We start from the raw sequence: 19,405 nt of genomic DNA, 5'->3' as shown, positions 1-19,405 counted from the left end.
CCGCTTAGCCTGCATTAATTGTAATCTCCCCCAGGTAATTTAAATTTGCTGCATGTTTGAAGCACTAGACGAGTTTGTCTCGAAATACATTCGCCTCACCGCTGAAGAAACGGAGATCTTCCATTCCTTGCTGGAATACAGAAAGGTAAAAAAGAAACATTTCCTGTTGAGAGAGGGGGAGATCTGCCAGTTTGAAGCATTCATCCTGAAAGGCTGTATCCGTACTTATTATGTAGATAAAAGCGGTACCGAAACAATACTGAATTTTGCGGTAGAAGGGTGGTGGGTGAGTGATCTCAGCTCTTTTTCAGAACAAACGCCTTCCACACAGAATATAGAAACGCTGGAAGATAGTGAGCTGTTAGTGATCAATTATGAAAATAAGAAGATCCTGTTTGATGTAATTCCTGCATTTGAGAAGGTCTTTCGCATCCTGGTGCAGCGCTCATTGGGGGTATTGCAGCAGCGCTTTTATGCAGGTATTTCCCAGACAGCAGAAGAGCGCTATCTGGCTTTTATTGAAAAATACCCTCAAGTCGTACAGCGGGTACCACAACACCAGATAGCGCGATATATTGGTGTATCTCCGGAGTTTCTGAGTAAGGTGCGGAGTACCTTATATAAGAAACCTTAAATTATTATTTGAATACCAGCTTATTCGCGGTTTCCACTTCGTCCTGGCTCACGGTATGGCCCATACCCGGGTATAACTTTACTGTGATATCCGCACCCATATTTTTTAAGATTTTTTCACTCTCACGCACCCTCGTCACCGGCACATGCATATCCGGATCGCTGCTGCCAATGAACACGGGGGTGCCATTAAAGTCGCCGTGATAATTAGCCAGATCCGGTTCCGCACCAATTAAGCCACCGGTGAAAGCGACTACACCACCGTAAGGTTGTGCATGGCGGGTTACGTATTCCAGCGTGAGACAGGCTCCTTGTGAGAATCCCATGAAGTAGATATTGGAAGCGGGAATGCCGGCTTTCAATATATCGTCCACGATGGAATTGATCACAGTAATGGCTGAACTCAGTCCTGGTTCATTCTGGGCAACAGGAGCCATGAATGAATAAGGATACCAGGTATGGCCGCTTGCCTGTGGGGCAATTAATGCATAGTCACCTACATTAAGATAAGTGGCCAGGGAAATAATATCCTGTGCAGTGGCCCCACGTCCATGAATCATGATGAGGGCTTTTTTCGCCTGTGCGAGTGGCACTCCTGCTGTTACTATATTTTTCTGATGCGTCATGTTTGTCTCCTTTTTTTGATTTGCCTGAAATTGGATAGGATTCATCCTGATGAAATTCTTTTCGTTGAAAATGCTTTTCATCGTTCTCGAAGAAACCTCTCCTTCAACGCCCCCCTTCCATTTCTACTCCTGCAACCACAGATCCGCATACTCTTCAGGATGCTTCTTAAACTGTGCATGCACATACGCACACAGAGGTTTCACCTTCAATTGATGTGTTCTTGCATAAGCCACCATTCCATCCAGTAAATGCTTTGCCAGCCCTTTACCTTCCTGGGTATAATGAATTTCTGTATGATAAGCAGTGAGCACGCCATTTTCAATTCCAATTACCATTTCACCTACCTGTTCGTTATCCAGCATCAGGTAAAAAGCACCATGATTTTTCTGGTTAAGTCTGATCACAACTTCTTCCATAAAAAGTATTTAAAGAGGAGTAATTTAGTTTTGTTTGAAGCCGGCAGCGGGCCATTACTTCCCGCTGTTATTGCCGGCCTTCCCTTTTTACTGTAATGGCGGCAACACTTTTTCAATCTCCCCTCTCATCGTCCGGTACTGCGCAGGCAGTTTCAGGTTCTTCCCCAACTCCTCCAAAGGTTCATCCACCGTGAATCCCGGGTTGTCCGTCGCTAATTCAAACAGCACGCCACCTGGTTCCCTGAAATATAAAGAGAAGAAATAATCCCTGTCAATTTTAGGTGTAATGTTCAAGCCTTTCTTCATCACTTTTTCCCGGAATTTCATCAGGATCTCATCGTTCTTAACCCGGAAAGCCACGTGGTGATTGGTACCTGCTGCATTTTTACCTGCTGACTCTTTCGGAGATTCAATCAGGTCCACGATGTTTGCATTACCAATAGCGTCGGTTACAAAACGGTGCCTGTTTCCTTCCACGCCCTGTGGCTGATAACCTAATATCTCAGTCAGCACAGTGGCAGTGGGGCCAATGCTGCGCAGGTTCAATGTCACATTATGAAAACCTTTGGTTGCGTGGGCTGCCTTTACATCGGCCGTTTCCCATGCTGTACGGTCATCGCCATTCTTAGGCACGATCAGGTTCAGTTTCAACCCATCCGGATCTTCCAGCGGCAGGTACAGTTCACCAAAGCGTTCTGCTATTTCACCATGTTTCACACCCCGTTCTTTAAAGCGGGCTGCCCAGAACTCAAGACTGCCTTCAGGTACAGCATAGCCTATTTCAGTCGCCATACCGGTGCCGGTAGTGCCTTTGCCAATGCCTTCCCAGGGAAAGAAAGTGAGGATGGTACCCGGAGTGCCTGTTTCATTACCGAAATAGAAGTGGTAAGTACCGGGATCATCAAAGTTTACGGTCTTTTTTACGAACCGTACACCCAGTGTATTGGTATAAAAGTCAAGGTTGCGCTTAGCATTGTCCGCGATTGCAGTAATATGATGCAATCCTAAGATTCTATCTTCCATAAATGTCGATTTTAAATTTGAATATGTTGTAAGCTTCGGCCAGGCAAGGGGTAGGACAAGAAAGGTCCGCTGGTATTTATAAACAGTTCCTTCAGTGTTAAAAATACAGATCGCTCAATTTAATTCCGGGTTTATCAGTAGCTCATTGATAGCCGGAACTTATTTCATACTTATTATTTAAGTATTGATTATCAGTTACAAATGAGTTAAGTTCTAATAGTTCAGTGTGCCGAAAAGCCCATTTTTATAATCCTCGATAGCCTGGTCTACCTCTGCCATCGAACCCATCACAAAATTATCCTTTGCAGCTACCGGTTCGTCAATCACTTCGCCGGAAAGAAAGAGCAGCTGCGTATTTTCAGTAGTCGTGATCGTGAATTCATCACCTGTTTTATCAAACACAATTAAATTATGTTCTTTTACCAAAACATCCTCATTCACTTTCACACTGCCATGCGCGATATATACTAAAGTCCAGTATGCCGGGCTTACATTAAATTTCAGGGTCTTGTCTGCCGGAACCTCGCCCACAGCAGCTATTACTGGTGTATATGAAATATTGACTGGTCCTGTCTGACCATCAAAACTACCACTCACCAATCTCAGGTGATCCAGTACCACAGGCATAGAAGCCTTTGGCGCGAACTGGTATTTCGGGTCATCCCATTTATTTGCCACAGGTACATTCACCCATAATTGCAGGATCTCTTCCACACCACCATCCCGGTGTTCCTGTTCTGAAGGACCTTCACTATGAAGGATCCCTTTGCCTGCAAACATCCATTGAGCATCGCCTGCATTCAGCAACTGATCATTGCCAAAACTGTCTTTGTGATGTGCCTGCCCCTGTAATTGAAAGGTAACAGGCGCAAACCCCCTGTGCGGATGCGGATGAATACGGCTGTCAGATCCTTTAGGAATCACATCCGGACCGCCATGATGCAATACGATAAAAGGGCTTGCAAACCGGAAATCTGCGTGGGGCAGGGGTTGCAGCACCGTCTGTGTAGCGGTGATGTTTTTGGCCTTGCCGGCAAGTATATGGGTGATGTCCTTTTTCATAATTTATCCTTCATCTAAAAGTATCAAAATATTGTTTCTTAAAAAGGCGGCTTTCACACAATTTTAATCATCAATCGCGCTTTCACAAAACCCTTCCCATCCATTTTTACATTAAAAGAATATTATTGTTTCTTTTCCAGAAGAAACATAATCTCATTCCTCAGCAACCCGCTGCCACCACCATAATGTCTGGTGATGATGGCAGCAGGAGCGAGGCTTGACAACCGTTCCTTCAGTGTTGTTTCCTCTTCCTCAGTAATCCCTGCACACAACAAAATAATATCATATTCGGCTGCCTTCAAGGCTTCAAACGCACTATCATCTGTCGTCACAGCCTGTCCGGACCAGTCTTCAGGAGCATTCAGCAATCTTTGCATCACTGTCATAATCTCCTCATTGCGCCCGATTGCGAGTATCTTAGTATGCCCGGTTGTCATAATGCAATGTTTTAAGCCAGTTTGGTAAATTCAGAAAGTGGCTTCCGTGTTCTTGGTGCCAGCTCTCTTGATTTGTATGGCTCTTCCAGTTTCTCCGCTTCGTCTCTGCGACCCAGGGCGATGATCACCAGTGGTTCTTCAGTAGGCAGCAGTTCCAGTGATTCAGCAATCTGCTGTTTATGGAAACCTGCCATCACGTGACCATTGATCCCCATGCTATCTGCCTGTAACAGCAGGAATGCATTACTCATACCCGTGTCGTGTGCATAGTAATGATTCTTCTGCTCCAGGTCTGGCAGTTCCCTGATCCCTATGCTCAGTACCAAAGCGGCTGCATTCTTTGCCCATGGCTGATTACCCGGCATTAGGGCAGAATACAGTTTGTCAAAACCCGGTGTACCCGCTAATGCATACACGTAGCGCCATGGCTGGGAATTGTTTGCACTTGGTGCCCAGCTGGCACCTTCCAGGATAGTCAGTACTTCTTCTTCTGTCACTGGCTGTGCTGAGTAAGAACGTGGGCTCCAGCGTTCTTTAATTAAATCCAATACCTTGTGTGATGTCTGTGCGGTCTTAACTGATGACATAAAAAAAGTTTTACAAAGTTATAGTCCTCATTTTTAGCGGAACTGATTACTAGTTGTATAAATTACGGTTTTAAAGGTACATCCATCAACAATATTTCTGCGTCACTTTCTAAAGCCGTGAGTGAAAAACTGTCTGTATCCCAGATCCCAAAACCATCTCTCGCATCCAATACCTGGCCGTTAATGTCAAAACGACCTTTAATCACGAATGCATACACGCCATTGCCTGGTTTCTGAATTTGATAGCTGGTAGCAAAGTCCTTGTCAAAGCGACCTAAGTTGAACCATGCTGCCTGGTAAATCCAGGTACCCGCATCGTCAGGGTAGGGGCTCAGTACCTGGTGGAGCTGGTTCTTCTGTGTCAGATCGGGTGTGATCTGGTCGTACCTTGGTTGCACATTCAGTTGGTTAGGAAATACCCAGATCTGCAGAAATTTGGCCGGACGATCAGCGTTAGCATTGTATTCACTGTGGAATACGCCGGTTCCGGTGCTCATTACCTGTATGTCGCCCTGTTTGATAACGATTTTGTTACCCAGGTTGTCCTTGTGTTCAAGGTCTCCTTCCAGGGGGATGCTGATGATTTCCATATTGTCGTGTGGGTGGGTGTCAAAACCACGGCCACCGGCTACAATGTCATCATTGAGTACGCGCAGCGCGCCGAAGCTCATTCTGTCAGCATTATAATAACCTGCGAAACTGAAAGTGTGGTGGCTATCGAGCCAGCCGTGTGCGGCATGTCCCCTGGTAGCTGCTTTATGAAGAATTGTCTTTGCCATTGTTTGTTTCATTTGTTGGAACAAATATCGAACTATTTATCTGAGTAAACCATTAATCTGGATTAAGAAAATGGGTATCTTTGGCCCCGTTTTACCCGGATACCTATATATGAAGAGACTACTGTTATTAGTTGCCCTGGGCATATTTACCCTACAAACTGCTGTTGCCCAACAATTTAGATTTGGAATTGGGGGTGGTACCATGAACCAGGATACCAGGAAAGATCCTATTTTTATGCTTGCTGTAAGTCCGGGAGTATATTTCCCCGTATCGAAAAGGACTTCGTTTTCCCTGGAGATGCCGCTTAAGATGGGGTATGGAAAGGGGAATATAACTTCATTCCCTGCTGATTATAAGCAATTTACTAACGAGGCAGATGGTTTTGCCTTCAATATTCCACTGATGCTGAACTTTAATTTTGGCGCAGGAGCAGTGCGTGGGAAAAAAGATACAATTGGTGCTGCCAGGTGGTCTACAGTAGCCAGGGAAGAAGGATTCGGTTTCTTCCTGGGCCTTGGGGTCGCCTCTTACAACACGATTCAAAAGAATACTTACACGACATTTTTATCGCCTGATGTGGAAACTGGTTATCGCATGACAAATGTTACTGACATATTTTATAATCAAAGCACTGGTGTCATGTTAAATGCTGGGGTCCGCTTTGGTGTGGGGGCGCATAAACGTAGAAACCTTGAGCTCCGGTTCATTTATATGAAAGGAATGACGAGTGAAAAACCGGAGGTTCGCGGGGTGACATTTGCCTATGTATTCTAAGGTTGTAAAAAAATGCAATATTGCAGGACCTAATTGTGCTCTTATTACTAATTATAAATCAAACACTTAGTACCCAAAATGAAAAAACTTTTACTCATTGCTTTTATCGCCTTTGCATTTGTTCAATCGTCTTTTTCCCAACGTTTCAAGGCAGGTGTCGGTGCAGGTATTTCCATCGAAACTGCTGATTACATAGATACCAAAGCGAATTTTGGTTTTACTTTTTCCCCCGCCTTATTTTTTGCAGAAGCAGAAAACAGCTCTTTTTCAGTAGGTATTCCATTGAGCCTCGGGGTCAATGAAGGCTACTCCTCAGATTATGAGAATTACGGGGGCGTGTACGGTGGTACCAGTATAGGATTGATGCTGGATGTACCCGTGATCGTGAACTTCAACTACGGCGCGGGGGCCTTAAAAGGTGGCAGCCAAAAATGGGGCTTCTTCGTGGGTGGCGGTTATGGCTATCACCTGACGACTGCGAATTATTATTATAATTATGATAATAATGGCAATTATAAAAGCACGGAAAACAGTACACTGGGTGTAACCGCCAATGCAGGTTTTCGTATAGGCACGGGCCGTCGCCACAGGCATAACATTGAGGTGAAATTCTCCTATATGAAAGGGCTTACGGATTACAAGCCTGATGTATACGGCGTGAATTGTATTTTCAATTTCTGACAATAAATGTCTAACAATAAAAAACGCTTCTGCCTTTTAAAAGCAGAAGCGTTTTTTATGATAAGTCAGATCATTTATTATATGCGGCTTCTTCTGCCCATCACCAGTGAAATCACCAGCAATACCAGGAAGATGAAGAAGATAATTTTGGCAATACCTGCTGCACTGGCTGCAATACCACCAAAACCGAACAAAGCGGCAACTAATGCGATAATTAAGAATGTGACTGTCCAGCGTAACATAACTTTAAGATTTTATAGTGAGTAAATGTAAGTTCACAATAAGTAAATCTAAAATAGTGCCGGGTGCCAAATGCTGTCTCGGAGGGGGCTTTCAGGTGAAAAGGTGTGACCTAAGTTCCACAAAGTAGGTATTGAACCCCCATCGGTACGGTGTGGCAGGATGTTTTTAGACCATTTATACCGCATCAGTGCGCTTTTTTATAAAGTTCCCTGGATAAAAGGCGGCGTATACCCTTCCCTTTAAAAATTGATTTAAATAGACGCAGGTCAGCTGCTGTACATACGGATGCCGGCTACTGTCAGTATTTCCCATAGCGGGCGCAGCCTTTTTTATAAGGATAGAAAGAGAAGAAAAGTCTTCATGAATTGCATGTTTGGAATTCAATGCATATTTTACACCCTAGCCATGTTCAGAATATGCCTTAGTTTCGGGATGTTTAAGATCGCCTGAACTGCCAGCTGATTCAAAGGTCCGGCTGCTGTAAAAGGTTTTGTACACGTGCAGGGGGCTCATAAATTGAGGTGGGGAGGGCTACAGGCATAGAGCCGCGTAATAGTGGATAGAAGGAGGTAGGGTGCTTTCATAGCCCTCATTTAAGGCCAATGAAATGTATGCTTGCCCCGGACAACTAATTTTAGCATTTTTTTAGTAACCTGTTTTTTATAATTTTACCCTTAGCAATGAATAATAAAATAGGCTTCGACGTATTATTTAATAATGCCACAATCGGCATTATTGTAACAGATGATAAGGGCAGGATTATACTTGCAAATCCTTTCCTGCTAAACCAGTTTGGCTATAAAGAAGATGAGGTGCTGGGCCAGCTCATAGAGCTGCTGGTGCCCACCCGTTACCAGCACAAGCATGTTCACCACAGGGATGGCTTTAACAAGCATCCCCGTAATCGTCCGATGGGTGCCGGTCTTGAACTCTTTGGCCGCCGTAAGGATGGAAGTGAATTTGCCGTGGAGGTAAGTCTCGGTAACTACAATACGGAAGCAGGTCATTTTGTCATCGCCTTTGTGAGTGATATTTCTGCCCGCAAGGCATCTGAACAGGCATTGATCAATCTCAATGCTGAATTGGAGCTGAAAGTGGATGAACGTACCCGCGCACTCAGCGAAATGCTGGAGAAAGAGAAAGGGCTGAACGAACTGAAATCGCGTTTCGTGACGATGGCATCCCATGAATTCCGGACGCCGCTAAGTACGATCCTTTCGTCGATCTTCCTGATAGCGAAGTACGAAACGACAGAAGAGCAGCCCAAACGGTATAAGCATATAGAGAGGATCAAGTCGGCCGTGAATATGTTGACGGATATCCTGAATGATTTCCTCTCTGTAGGCAAGATAGAAGAAGGAGCGATTCAGGTACGAATCTCAGAATTTGACATCAAAGCGCACATCGAAAATATCCTCAGCGAACTTGTTGGCCTGCTCAGACCCGGACAGGAAATAGAGTACTCACACATCGGGCATACCATTCTGACACTGGACCCCGTTCTGCTTAAACATATTACTATCAACCTGGTATCCAATGCGATCAAGTTCTCGCCTTCAGGTAAGCCGGTATTCTTAACAACTTCATATGTGGGTGGGGAGCTGGTGCTGTCTGTAAAGGATCATGGCGTAGGTATTTCTTTTGAGGACCAGCAACATTTGTTTGAAAGGTTCTTCAGAGGGGAGAATGTATCAAATATACAGGGAACGGGCCTAGGCTTGCATATTGTAGCGAAGTATACGGAGTTGATGAATGGACGGATTGAGTGTATCAGTGAGCTGGATAGGGGTACGGAGTTTAGGATTACGTTCAGGCCTTTTGTTTGATATGAGTCGTTTTTGAGTTTGGCTAAATGCCTTGAATTCGACTAAATGTTTTGTATTTGAATAAATGATCAAGGCCGGTATGCCTCCTTTTCGCAAGCCGGTCCATTACTACCCGGGATTCTTATATAAGAATTTTATTATCAGGTTGTTAGCTCCAATTATCCCCAACTCCATCTTTCCCCCTTCGTTTATCGCAGCTCCATGATTATAAGCAGCTCGATCCCTGACTACAATCATTTGTGACCATCGTCAGCCGTCCTACATTTAGCACATAATACGAGTAACCAGCCCTTTACGATCGACGCCTATTTTCAATCTTTAACGCTACTCTTATGCTCTTATCACAGTTAAATACGTGCACCATGGAAATTTATATCAGCGAAGAAGACCTGCTGCAAAATATCCAGGAGAAGTTTCAGGCAGCATACCCTCACCTCAGACTGGAATTCTTTAAGCACCCACATGAAGCTGGGGAAGGTTGCCCACGTAATGAAAAGTGGCCATTGGATACCCCTATAGAAGATATTCGTATGATCCATAGCTTCGGCTGGATCGATATTAGCGAAGACCGCACTGTTGCGGAACTGGAGAAAGATTTTTACAGACAAATAGGCCTGTCTGTTCAGGTGCTGAGGAAGAGCGGCCTTAGTTGGCTGCTCACCACACGCACCGATCACCTGACCTTAAAGATCCAGGATGAAATGGGCGCGGGAGTGCTGTAAAGAGTTGTAATTGAAAGATTTGAGCTGTTAAAAATACTACCTGCCAGCGATAAACAGTGGTAATTGGAAGATTGGCTTCTGTAGAAGGAAACCCGGAATTATTAAAGGTAATAGTACAAAGATTGCTTTCTGACAAGGAACCCGAAACCCTTACTGCCGGTAGCCCAAAGATTACCTTTTTGGCATAGACCTGGCCAGCTATCATTACCACAACATACAGGGATCGGTTTTATATAAAAGCCTCCCCCTAAACATACTCGCCTTCCGGCAACAAATTGCTGTATCATGAATGGGCAGTCCCCCTCGCAGCCATGGTAAGGGCTGAACAGTAAGTACACAACTCAGCCTCTTTCGGTAAAACGAATGGGGCTGACCTTTTTAGAGATCAGCCCTGCATCGGGATTGCACCTTGTTACGATGGATATTGGGTTAACATTGCTCGTCGTCGTCGTTGTTAGAATTTAGTCATAGGTATAGTGTAATAGGTAATGATTGTTTTTCTTGTTGTGTTAAATGTTTAGATTTTGCTGTCTGATGCTCATTATTATAGCAATGAAACACTGCCATAACAATGATTATCTGATATAACTTAATGACAATTGTTGTAAGCAAAGATTAATTGTTACATAAAAACAGGGCCTGGCTGGACATCCGTTCTGAAGGCAGTTCATTGTTCACCACAATAAACGCTCTTTCTTTACATCCCAGGTACTCCCTCAATTCCGGCAGGTTATGATGTGTAAAAGTCACATCCCTGTAATGACTGGTAAACCACTTGCCCAGTTCTTCCTCATGGTCGGTCAGGCACACCACGTTTACCGGCAAATCTTTCAGATCCGGGAATAAATATGTAAACTGTTTGATTGCATTAATACTCGCCGCTTCACCATCATAGATGAATACAAGCTGGTCTAATCCTTCGAAATGTGAGGGCATCACTACCACAGGACATGCTGCACCATGCAAGGCAATTCCATCTGGCTGTAACAGCACCAGGTCTGCAAAACGGCTTTCAGCCACGATATCTGCATTTGTAATAGCCGTATCTGGATGTAAAGCACCAATTATATTCCTCGCATCACATGCCTTTTTAAAACTTCCGGCAGCACTCTTTTGAAGGAAAACACCCGTCAGTTTTGACTTAGATAACTGACAGATAAAACCCGCAAAATCCATTGCTTTATTGCTAAGTTGCTGCGCGTCCGTTACAAAGAGAATCTTTTCCATAGCCATAGTATTACTGGTTTCAACAAAGGTATTACCGCAGTGAGGGTTTTTACATGATAGCCGTCAAGACGGGTGGTGATGTTCGTAAGGGGATTTATCTACTTCAAAGGCCGATTTGTCCACTTCAGGAAGTTCTGCTTGTTGGTTCAGTTGGGATTGAGCAATTTTAGTGTAGCGAAGGATGGTAGCGACCTGTGAATCCTGAAATGGTAAATTATTAGTGAAACTGGAATAGGGTATCTGTGAGTGAAAGCTGAAAAAGTTAGCTGCAGTAAATCCTTAAAAAGGTAGCTGTTAGAGAAACTGGGAATAGGGTATCTGTAAGTGAAGCAGGAAAAGGTATCTGTTAATGAAAATTTAAAAGGGTATCTGTGAGTGAACGTCGAAAGGCAGCAGCAGTAAATCCTTAAAGCTAAACTATCAGTGAATCCTGAAAAGGTTTATCATCTGTTTTAAAAAGTGCAACTATTTAGTGTTTCTAAAAAAGTGCAACTATTAGCGTATATAACAGTTGTAGGTTTACGTAGTAGGCCGGGGTATTTCTATCCCGGCTGTTTTTATTTTAAGAGAAGAGTTATTTCAACAAAGCCGCCAGCTTCTCCTGCAAATCGTCCTTTCTCAAACCTTTCGCTATCACTTTTCCATTACCATCTACCAGGAAATTACCCGGTACAGCTCTGCCAGATTTTCGCGCATGATCCATACTTTGGTAAAGATCTCCCTGGCCAGATCATGAGCTAATTCAGGGGATTTTATATAATGCAAGATATTGGCATACATGCCCTCCCAATGCTGATCCAAAAAGCATACGAATGGTCTTTTGATCACCTTCGGCTGCACGGAGAAGGACTAATTTTCATTTTGCTGTGTCGTATTCATTCAGAGTTTAAAATAGCATTTATACTGGTTTTCTATAAGCAATCGACTGAATGAAGCCAAAATAAAAGAAGCGTTTATGCAAAATGCTGTACTTCCCCTGTGTGAAACAAGTGGACATATCAAAGAGAGATTTAGCCTCTACATTGCAGAGCAGGCGAAAAAACGAGTACATGGTTTTCAGGAGCAGTTTATGCCACCAGCGGCTTTTTTCTTTGTCATAAAAGAAATCTGCAAATAACCAGAGGCCGCCATCTTTAAGGGAATAATGTAGCTGCCAGAAGACAGGCAGTGCCCGTTCGGGAACGAAGTTGTCAAATAGGAATGGCGTGATAATGACGTCGTAATCGTGTTCGGGGATATAGTCTTCGATGGGTTGGTGTACAAATTTGACGGTATTTTCGTTTATATCCCGCTTTTGAGAAAGGGAGATCATATTGCCTGAGATCTCCACATAAGTGATGGAAAGGCCTTTTTCATGATACTGCGCCATTCGTTCTAAGATCCAGCCAGTACCACCGCCCACAACCAGTACCTGGCTACCGGCAGGGATATATTTTAATAAAGTCACCTGGGCATTTTCCAGCGAGCGGTAAAATACCACTTTGCTCAGCCAGTCATATTGGGTGGCGACTTTGTCGTAGTTGTTTTTTTGCTCAGCCAAATGGTACGGTGATTTTAGAATTAATACGAAGTTACCAATTTAATCCTTCTGGTAATTCGTTAAAATGCCTGGTCCATTTGGGCACCGCTTGAATGCTAATTTAAAAATCCTTTTGGTAACAACTACTATGTAAACGCCAAATCAGTAAAAGTGGTAAATACATCAGTATCTTGTATAAATATATAATGGTCAGGTATTAAGAACTTTGCTTAGTTAATTTCATTAAGACCTGAAGGGTATGAAAGATTCAATAAACAATAAGGGGATATTCAATATACAACAGGATCGAGGAGACTTTCTAAAAAAGGGAATTCTCCCCGCATCCCCGGCTGTGCTTGCCCCCGGTATTTTGTTTTCACAATCAGAACGAGACAAGTTATCGAAAAGAATCAAAGAGAGCTATTTTTAAAATAATATTTGAACTTGAATAACCTTTAATTCTATGAAGTCAAAAATAACAAAACTCTTATTGCTGTTTTCCTTCACAATATGTATCAATAACACAATGAACGCACAAACAATAGAAAAGGTAACATTGAAAGCCTTAAACAGCCATCAGCAAAACCTGGCTGCTCTTTCCGCACTTACCGCTTCGGGAAATACGGAAGAACTTAAAATAGTTTTCAACGCATGTCTGGATGGGGGATTGGCTATCAACGAAATAAAAGAAGCATTGGTCCAGCTTTATGCCTACTGTGGTTTTCCACGTAGTTTGAATGCGCTTGGCGTTTTCAAAACTGTATTGGATGAAAGAGCCACAAAAGGTATAAAAGACAAAGAAGGCAAAGCGATTGTAGTAGAAAATACTACGTCTGACAAATACGAACAGGGTCGAAAAGTACTGGAAAGACTTACCCAAACACCGCAGAAAAAACCTGCACCGGGCTTTGGAGAATTTGCACCAAGAGCTGATAGTTTTTTAAAAGAACATTTGTTTGCGGATATTTTTGGTAGCGATGTACTTAGCTACAGTCAGCGTGAGCTCGTTACTATCTCTGCACTGGCAGCAATGCCGGGTGTAGAACCACAATTGAAAGCCCATATAGGAATGGGTAAAAACACGGGGATTACAGACGACCAGCTAAAAGAACTTACACTGATCATTGACCAATACATCAGTCGTGTGCAGGGCAATGTACTCCGAAAATGCATTGGAGAAAAAGAACAGCCTTTGCTGGCAAATGATATGATGGTGCGTATTTCAGAAATAGAAATTATACCGGAATTTTTGGAGCAGTATAGAACAATTCTAAAGGAGGAAGCGGCAGCATCCGTTAACATAGAACCTGGCGTAGTGGCTATTTTTCCTATGTTTCAGAGAGAAGCCCCCAATCAGGTAAGAATAGTAGAAATATACGCAGAGAAAAGTGCATACGAACATCATTTGGCGACACCCCAATTCAAAAAATATAAAGAAACTACCCTGAAAATGGTGAAATCATTGAAGCTGGTAGATATGGATGTATTAGACACCCAAACAATGGTTGCCATTTTTGGAAAATTAAAAAACATTAAAATGGAAGACAAAAATAAAATCCCTTTCATCAGTGAATTTCCTACAGGAAATGAGAACACTGACTTTGCCCGATATTTCATAGGAAAATCTTATGTAGCTCCGCTTACTTCCCATAAGGAGCTGAATGTTCCGATTGCCAACGTAACCTTCGAACCGGGATGCCGCAACAATTGGCACAGCCACTCCGGCGGGCAGATATTGATTGTTGTGGGTGGTGAAGGACTATACCAGGAAAGAGGGAAGAAACCCAGACATATCAGGGTTGGCGATATAGTGGAAATCGGACCGAACGTAGAACATTGGCACGGTGCAACGGCCAACAGTTGGTTTTCCCATCTGGCAATTATGTGCAATCCACAAGCGAACGAAAATAAATGGTTGGAACCCGTAAGTGAAGATGTTTACAAAGAAGCAAATTGAAAGAAGTGTTAAATTATAAGCAGCGATGGCGTTGCTGTAATACATCTCCTTATGTAATCGGGCAGGCGATTTCCGTAGAAGGCAATAAATCTCTTCGATTAGGGTATGAATAAGAATGGTATAAAGGTTATCCAGATAGACAACCTGACAGACTATAATCCTTCCTTTAGCCGGAGAGATTTATATAGGATTTGTATCGTTACAGGCAACAGTACCTTATACTTCGGTGACCAGAAAGTTGTGATGTCGGGAACATATCTTTTTTGGGAAATGTCAATACACCGTATTCCTGGGTAATGGGTACCAATAAAAGCGCTGGCTACAGTTGTCTTTTTACAAAGGAGTATTTACAGGAATACGATTCAGTATTTACTGAAACCAAATTAACGGCCTTGTTCAAAGAAGGCACAGTACCACTGGTTCCATTAACGAATCCGAACCAGATTTCTTATATTAATTTTGTCTTTGAACGGATTGTGATAGAAATTCAGGCAGGCTATACCTCTCAGAAAGATGTGATAAAAACACTGTTACAGCTTATCCTTTTTGAAGCGTTTAGGTTGTGGCAGGAAGAGAATAATTTCGAAAATAGAGAAAAAGGAAATGCCGCAGAAAAAGTCTCCACAGCGTTTTTGTCGTTATTAAGCAGTCAATTTCCAATAGAGGACAAAAATGGTAAACTGATCTACAAAAACGTTTCCCAATATGCAGGGAAACTTTCTGTGCATCCGAACTACCTAAACCGAATGGTGAAGGAACATACGGGTAAACCCGCTTTGAAGCTTTCCCGCTTATTGACCAAAAGAAAGCAGGATAGTTTGGCGGCGTCCTGCTTGACTTCGGTTTTTAACAAACTTAATGTTTGGAAGAACCTGATACAGAAGACATATCCCTTTTTATCTTTTCTCTGTGTTGCATTCCCCATTTTGTCATCGCATTTACGACTTCTTCAAGTGTCTGACTGTAAGGAAGCAGTTCGTATTCAATAATAACAGGATAACCAACAGAAACTTTTTTCACGATAAATCCATTCATTTCCAACTCTTTCAATTCGCTTGAAAGAACTCTCGCAGAAATTCCCTTAACTTGTTTTTGAATTTCGGTAAATCTGCTGTTACCTCTTGCCATAGCAATGATTATCATTAGTTTCCATTTGCCACCGATGACGTAAAGAAAATCACTGACTGCCCCAAGAATTTTACTGCATTCTTCCGTAAACTCTTTGTTTACTTCTTGTTTATCACTTGTTTCCATAAATCATATTATTTATATTAGTTCCTAACCTTTAGGTAACAACTAATAAATTGTTAGCAAATGTAGTATAGTTTTGTTGGACAATAATTACAAAAATGTTCAATAAAAAATTATAGTTATGACATTAGAAATTTTAAAGGCAAAGGAAGAATTAAGAAACCTGATAGATGCTTATGCCTATTTAGGTGATGAAAAAAAGATTTCCGAACAAATGGGCTTATTTACCAAAGATGCCACATATACGGTTTATATGAATGGTGTAGTAATAGCAAATACAACGGGAACAGACGTGTTGGAAAAGGAATTTAGCGGACACGCTTCGCAGGTAAAAACCTACTTTACGTTAAACGGACAACATACCGCAAAAATAAATGGCGATACGGCGACAGGTATTTCATTTTCTCAACTCAAAATGATAAGAGAAAATGAAGGAAAAGATGTCATTACCGATTACAGTGTTAAATACGAAGACAAATATGTTTTTCAAGACGGGCGATGGTTGATAAAAGAACGTGTCGGGTATTTTCTAATTATAGAAGCAAGAGCGTTAAGCAATTAATACGCTTCCAAAACCGATTAGAAAAAATGAAAACAAAAAAAATCATTACGATTTCCCTTACTGTACTGGTTGCGATAATGGTCATCACAAGCGGGCTGATGAAAGCTATTCACTTGCCCTGGTCTGTGGATGCTCTTGTCAAACAAAACCTCCCCAACGCAGCTACTGTACTTGGCTTAATGGAAATGTCATTCGCTATCCTTTTTGTAATCCCGAAAACGATGCGTATCGGCTTTGGGGCATTCTTTTTAAGGTAAAACAATATTCAAAAGTAACGTTTTAGTAACCTTACTTTTGCCAAACCGCACTTTTTATTGCTTTTTCCCGTACTACCTAAAAATCATAAAACGGCTGTAAAACCTTTATTTACAGCCGTTTTACCTGTTTGTAATCTTTGATGTATTTTTACGGAAGATTTATTTTAAAGCATAACTAATAAAGGCTATTTTCCTGCTATCCGGGCTCCATGAGGGTACGTTAATAGTACCTTGCCCACCGAAAAATACTGGTGTAAGATCTTTTATCGCTTTAGTTTTTATATTCATTAACCGCAGTTTTACCTGCTTCCCAAACAAATGCTCTTGTTTCTCATCTGAGGTGTAGGAAATGTAGGCAATCCATTTGTTATCAGGGGAGGGATGAGGAAACCAATTTGAGTGATTGTCAAAAGTTAGTTGTTCCGGCATTGAACCGTCCATCAGCATTCTCCAGATTTGCATATGACCGGTTCGATAAGAATTGAAATAGATGTATCGGCCATCAGGAGCGTAATCAGGCCCATCATCCAGTCCGTCGCTCGTAGTTAATCGTTTTTCTTCACCACCTGATGTATTGACTGCGTATATATCAAAATTACCATTGCGCTCAGCACAATAGGCGATTGTTTTGCCATCCGGGCTCCAGCCATGCCAAAATGAAGGAACTGCAGGTGTTACCCGTTTGGGAGTTCCACCTGTAATGGGTAAAATATAAATGGCAGATTTATAAGGTTTGGTGGATGAATCTTTTCTATCATTATGACTGATTGCCAGCCACATCCCGTCTGGTGAAATTCCGTGATCATTATTGCATTCAGTCGCGAAGCCGGTATTAAGTTCCTGCATTCTTTTTGTAGCCAGGTCGAGTGTATAAATTTTACCGTAACTATTTACAAGCAGGTAATTGTTTGCATGCCAGTTGGGAGCCTCAATATGTTTGTCAGAACTAAATATTGTATCAATTTTGCCGGTGTAAATATCCAGCGATTGTATATAACTGCAGGTATCATGTTTTTGTTGGGCGGTAGCGGGGAATGTAATGAGATAATATGCCGCTATATATGCAGCATGTAATTTGGGAAGTTTCATTTTTATGGATTTTAAACGTGGTTATCTAAATATAGCGATTTTTACGCTGTATAAATAGAAGAAAAGAGTGTTTTATGCCGAAAGCGCTTGAATTAAGATTTCTTTAAGTTGGCAGCCAAATTTCTTTGAAGAGCAAAACAATTCGTCGCAGAAATTGCGTGTTAATCGTCGATTGTTTAATATAAAACACCTTTCCGGATGTGTGAAATTTTCACTCAGACAGCAATTTATTAAATAAATTGTTGTTTAAAATGGAATAAATTTCATATTTTACGTGAAATTTTCACGCAGCATGCTTGTTCGCTTTGTCGTTAAGAACTTATTCTCCTTTCATGATGAGACGGAATTTAATTTATTGCCAGGGAAAACCAAACGGCTAAATCATCATAAATACAAGGTAAATCAGGTTGAAGTACTAAAGCTTTCTGCTTTGTATGGCGCTAATGGTGCAGGAAAGTCGAATTTAATACGGTCTATTTCATTATTAAAAAAGATGCTGTTAGATTCATCCATTCCGACAGCCTTTAGTACTCAGAAATTCAGACTTTCGAAATCTACTGGTAATGAGCCGGTGGAAATGTCAATTGAGTTTTTCACTCATTCTTTCATATACTATTATGCGGTATCAATAAATGAAGGAATCATTCTGGATGAATACTTTAGTTCCCTTGCCGCTGATGGAGAAGATGAAATGATATTTCATAGAGAATATAAAGACAAAAAAACTTCTATAAGTTTTTTTAAAGAATTTGAGGAAAAGGAAGAGAATAAAACATTAAAGAAAATCATAGAAACTGACTTGTTAAAAACAAATCAGCCATTATTCTCTCTTCTTAATACAATTACTAATGATCATTTCATTCATATAAAAGAAGCTTACCATTGGTTAAATGAAAACCTTACAATTATTTATCCTGATACAAAGGCAGCAGGACTGGTGTTGGCTATAGATGCCAATTCTCATTTTAAAGATTTTGCAGTTGATACCATGGAATCTTTTAGTACAGGAATTACAGATTTAAAGATAGAGGCTAAGACAATTGAAGACTTTTTAGGAAGAGGAAAAGAGAAGGAAATTGAAGAGATTAAAGCAGAGTTAAAAAATAATCCTGAGAAGAAAATTGGCTTTATGGCCAATAATACGACTAAAGAAAATGTCGCGGTTGTAAATGACGATGGTGAGATTATGGTAAAAAGGCTGGTATTTGAGCACATAGGGGAAAAAGAAGAAAAATTCGAATTTTCATTTAGTGAAGAATCCGACGGCACCAAACGATTGCTTGAATATTTGCCTGTTTTAAATAATATTATAAGTCAATCGCAGACATTTATTATTGATGAGATTGAAAGAAGCATACACCCGCTCATTGTGAAGGAGTTGGTGAGTAAATTCTCTGCTGATGAAGTCACAAAAGGCCAATTGATTTTTACTACTCATGAATCAAACCTTTTAGACCAGGAAATTTTCAGACCTGATGAAATCTGGTTTGCTGAAAAAAACATTATTGGGGCCACTAAATTATACTCCCTTAGTGACTTTAAAGAACACAATACAATTGATATTAGAAAGGGGTACTTAAGTGGGAGATATGGTGCGATTCCTTTCGTTGGAAATTTACATGACTTAAATTGGCATAAATTTCAAGATGAGGCGAAGTAATATATATACCAGGCGAGAGCCGGAGTTTGCTGAAATTATCTCCTGTTCGCTAAAATGATGGCGACCTGACAT

General features: G+C 41.6%; 22 protein-coding genes. 9 read left to right on the top strand and 13 right to left on the bottom strand.

The features are described from left to right. Nucleotides 1-52 precede the first annotated feature (52 nt). Nucleotides 53-634, top strand: a complete 582-nt coding sequence (locus U0033_RS07950; protein WP_072362345.1) for a Crp/Fnr family transcriptional regulator — start codon at nucleotides 53-55, stop codon at nucleotides 632-634. Nucleotides 635-638: 4 nt separating this feature from the next. Here the strand turns inward: U0033_RS07950 and U0033_RS07945 are convergent, their stop codons facing one another. The 7 genes from U0033_RS07945 to U0033_RS07915 all read right to left on the bottom strand — a co-directional run bounded on the left by U0033_RS07945 (nucleotide 639) and on the right by U0033_RS07915 (nucleotide 5,564). Beyond that, nucleotides 639-1,259 (bottom strand): alpha/beta hydrolase, encoded by a 621-nt coding sequence (locus U0033_RS07945; protein ID WP_072362518.1) that lies wholly within the window; start codon nucleotides 1,257-1,259, stop codon nucleotides 639-641. A gap of 123 nt (nucleotides 1,260-1,382) precedes the next feature. After that, complete coding sequence (locus U0033_RS07940) at nucleotides 1,383-1,676, bottom strand: GNAT family N-acetyltransferase (RefSeq protein ID WP_072362346.1); 294 nt, start codon at nucleotides 1,674-1,676, stop codon at nucleotides 1,383-1,385. Between the two features lie 87 nt (nucleotides 1,677-1,763). Beyond that, the gene (locus U0033_RS07935; RefSeq protein WP_072362347.1) at nucleotides 1,764-2,699 is read right to left on the bottom strand and encodes a ring-cleaving dioxygenase; all 936 of its coding nucleotides are present in this window, start codon (nucleotides 2,697-2,699) and stop codon (nucleotides 1,764-1,766) included. 213 nt (nucleotides 2,700-2,912) lie between these two features. Continuing rightward, entirely contained in the window at nucleotides 2,913-3,761 is an 849-nt protein-coding gene (locus U0033_RS07930; RefSeq protein WP_072362348.1) for a pirin family protein, read from the bottom strand. 122 nt (nucleotides 3,762-3,883) lie between these two features. Then, a complete protein-coding gene (locus tag U0033_RS07925) occupies nucleotides 3,884-4,198 on the bottom strand; it encodes a hypothetical protein (RefSeq protein WP_072362349.1) in 315 nt (104 codons plus the stop codon). 11 nt (nucleotides 4,199-4,209) lie between these two features. Then, on the bottom strand, nucleotides 4,210-4,785 hold the full coding sequence (locus U0033_RS07920; RefSeq protein ID WP_072362350.1) for a nitroreductase family protein: 576 nt from the start codon (nucleotides 4,783-4,785) through the stop codon (nucleotides 4,210-4,212). A 62-nt stretch (nucleotides 4,786-4,847) separates the two neighbouring features. Further along, nucleotides 4,848-5,564 (bottom strand): pirin family protein, encoded by a 717-nt coding sequence (locus U0033_RS07915; protein WP_072362351.1) that lies wholly within the window; start codon nucleotides 5,562-5,564, stop codon nucleotides 4,848-4,850. A gap of 109 nt (nucleotides 5,565-5,673) precedes the next feature. On the opposite strand from U0033_RS07915, the gene U0033_RS07910 reads away from it, so the two are divergent. Further along, nucleotides 5,674-6,339, top strand: coding sequence for a hypothetical protein (locus U0033_RS07910; protein ID WP_143150750.1), 666 nt, complete (start codon nucleotides 5,674-5,676; stop codon nucleotides 6,337-6,339). 78 nt (nucleotides 6,340-6,417) lie between these two features. Beyond that, nucleotides 6,418-7,020, top strand: a complete 603-nt coding sequence (locus U0033_RS07905; RefSeq protein ID WP_072362353.1) for an outer membrane beta-barrel protein — start codon at nucleotides 6,418-6,420, stop codon at nucleotides 7,018-7,020. 77 nt (nucleotides 7,021-7,097) lie between these two features. Here the strand turns inward: U0033_RS07905 and U0033_RS07900 are convergent, their stop codons facing one another. Further along, on the bottom strand, nucleotides 7,098-7,262 hold the full coding sequence (locus U0033_RS07900; RefSeq protein ID WP_072362354.1) for a DUF1328 domain-containing protein: 165 nt from the start codon (nucleotides 7,260-7,262) through the stop codon (nucleotides 7,098-7,100). Nucleotides 7,263-7,943: 681 nt separating this feature from the next. Here U0033_RS07900 and U0033_RS07895 point away from each other — a divergent pair. Both U0033_RS07895 and U0033_RS07890 read left to right on the top strand, forming a co-directional pair. Continuing rightward, nucleotides 7,944-9,089: a PAS domain-containing sensor histidine kinase gene (locus U0033_RS07895; RefSeq protein WP_072362355.1), complete on the top strand. Its 1,146-nt coding sequence runs from the start codon at nucleotides 7,944-7,946 to the stop codon at nucleotides 9,087-9,089. Between the two features lie 362 nt (nucleotides 9,090-9,451). Continuing rightward, nucleotides 9,452-9,811: a hypothetical protein gene (locus U0033_RS07890; protein ID WP_143150751.1), complete on the top strand. Its 360-nt coding sequence runs from the start codon at nucleotides 9,452-9,454 to the stop codon at nucleotides 9,809-9,811. A gap of 615 nt (nucleotides 9,812-10,426) precedes the next feature. On the opposite strand, the gene U0033_RS07885 is transcribed toward U0033_RS07890, so the two are convergent. The 3 genes from U0033_RS07885 to U0033_RS07875 all read right to left on the bottom strand — a co-directional run bounded on the left by U0033_RS07885 (nucleotide 10,427) and on the right by U0033_RS07875 (nucleotide 12,578). Further along, on the bottom strand, nucleotides 10,427-11,038 hold the full coding sequence (locus U0033_RS07885) for a hypothetical protein (RefSeq protein ID WP_143150752.1): 612 nt from the start codon (nucleotides 11,036-11,038) through the stop codon (nucleotides 10,427-10,429). A gap of 574 nt (nucleotides 11,039-11,612) precedes the next feature. Continuing rightward, the gene (locus U0033_RS07880; RefSeq protein WP_262487768.1) at nucleotides 11,613-11,741 is read right to left on the bottom strand and encodes a hypothetical protein; all 129 of its coding nucleotides are present in this window, start codon (nucleotides 11,739-11,741) and stop codon (nucleotides 11,613-11,615) included. A gap of 195 nt (nucleotides 11,742-11,936) precedes the next feature. Further along, nucleotides 11,937-12,578 (bottom strand): class I SAM-dependent methyltransferase, encoded by a 642-nt coding sequence (locus tag U0033_RS07875; RefSeq protein ID WP_072362358.1) that lies wholly within the window; start codon nucleotides 12,576-12,578, stop codon nucleotides 11,937-11,939. A 442-nt stretch (nucleotides 12,579-13,020) separates the two neighbouring features. Here U0033_RS07875 and U0033_RS07870 point away from each other — a divergent pair, with 442 nt between their 5' ends. Next, nucleotides 13,021-14,514, top strand: a complete 1,494-nt coding sequence (locus U0033_RS07870; RefSeq protein ID WP_083571573.1) for a carboxymuconolactone decarboxylase family protein — start codon at nucleotides 13,021-13,023, stop codon at nucleotides 14,512-14,514. Between the two features lie 855 nt (nucleotides 14,515-15,369). Here U0033_RS07870 and U0033_RS07865 read toward each other — a convergent pair. Next, nucleotides 15,370-15,768 carry a winged helix-turn-helix transcriptional regulator gene (locus U0033_RS07865; RefSeq protein WP_072362359.1) on the bottom strand — a complete coding sequence of 133 codons (399 nt, stop codon included), beginning with the start codon at nucleotides 15,766-15,768 and terminating at the stop codon, nucleotides 15,370-15,372. Between the two features lie 118 nt (nucleotides 15,769-15,886). On the opposite strand from U0033_RS07865, the gene U0033_RS07860 reads away from it, so the two are divergent. Continuing rightward, nucleotides 15,887-16,327: a nuclear transport factor 2 family protein gene (locus U0033_RS07860; RefSeq protein ID WP_072362360.1), complete on the top strand. Its 441-nt coding sequence runs from the start codon at nucleotides 15,887-15,889 to the stop codon at nucleotides 16,325-16,327. A gap of 26 nt (nucleotides 16,328-16,353) precedes the next feature. Then, a complete protein-coding gene (locus U0033_RS07855; protein ID WP_072362361.1) occupies nucleotides 16,354-16,584 on the top strand; it encodes a hypothetical protein in 231 nt (76 codons plus the stop codon). Between the two features lie 159 nt (nucleotides 16,585-16,743). Here the strand turns inward: U0033_RS07855 and U0033_RS07850 are convergent, their stop codons facing one another. Next, entirely contained in the window at nucleotides 16,744-17,673 is a 930-nt protein-coding gene (locus tag U0033_RS07850) for a TolB family protein (RefSeq protein ID WP_072362362.1), read from the bottom strand. Nucleotides 17,674-17,947: 274 nt separating this feature from the next. Here U0033_RS07850 and U0033_RS07845 point away from each other — a divergent pair, with 274 nt between their 5' ends. Continuing rightward, complete coding sequence (locus U0033_RS07845; RefSeq protein ID WP_143150753.1) at nucleotides 17,948-19,333, top strand: AAA family ATPase; 1,386 nt, start codon at nucleotides 17,948-17,950, stop codon at nucleotides 19,331-19,333. Nucleotides 19,334-19,405: the final 72 nt, after the last annotated feature.

The organism is Chitinophaga sancti (assembly GCF_034424315.1).
Lineage (GTDB): Bacteria > Bacteroidota > Bacteroidia > Chitinophagales > Chitinophagaceae > Chitinophaga > Chitinophaga sancti.
The sequence above is the reverse complement of the archived record's forward strand: the minus strand, read 5'-3'. Positions and strand labels throughout refer to the sequence as shown.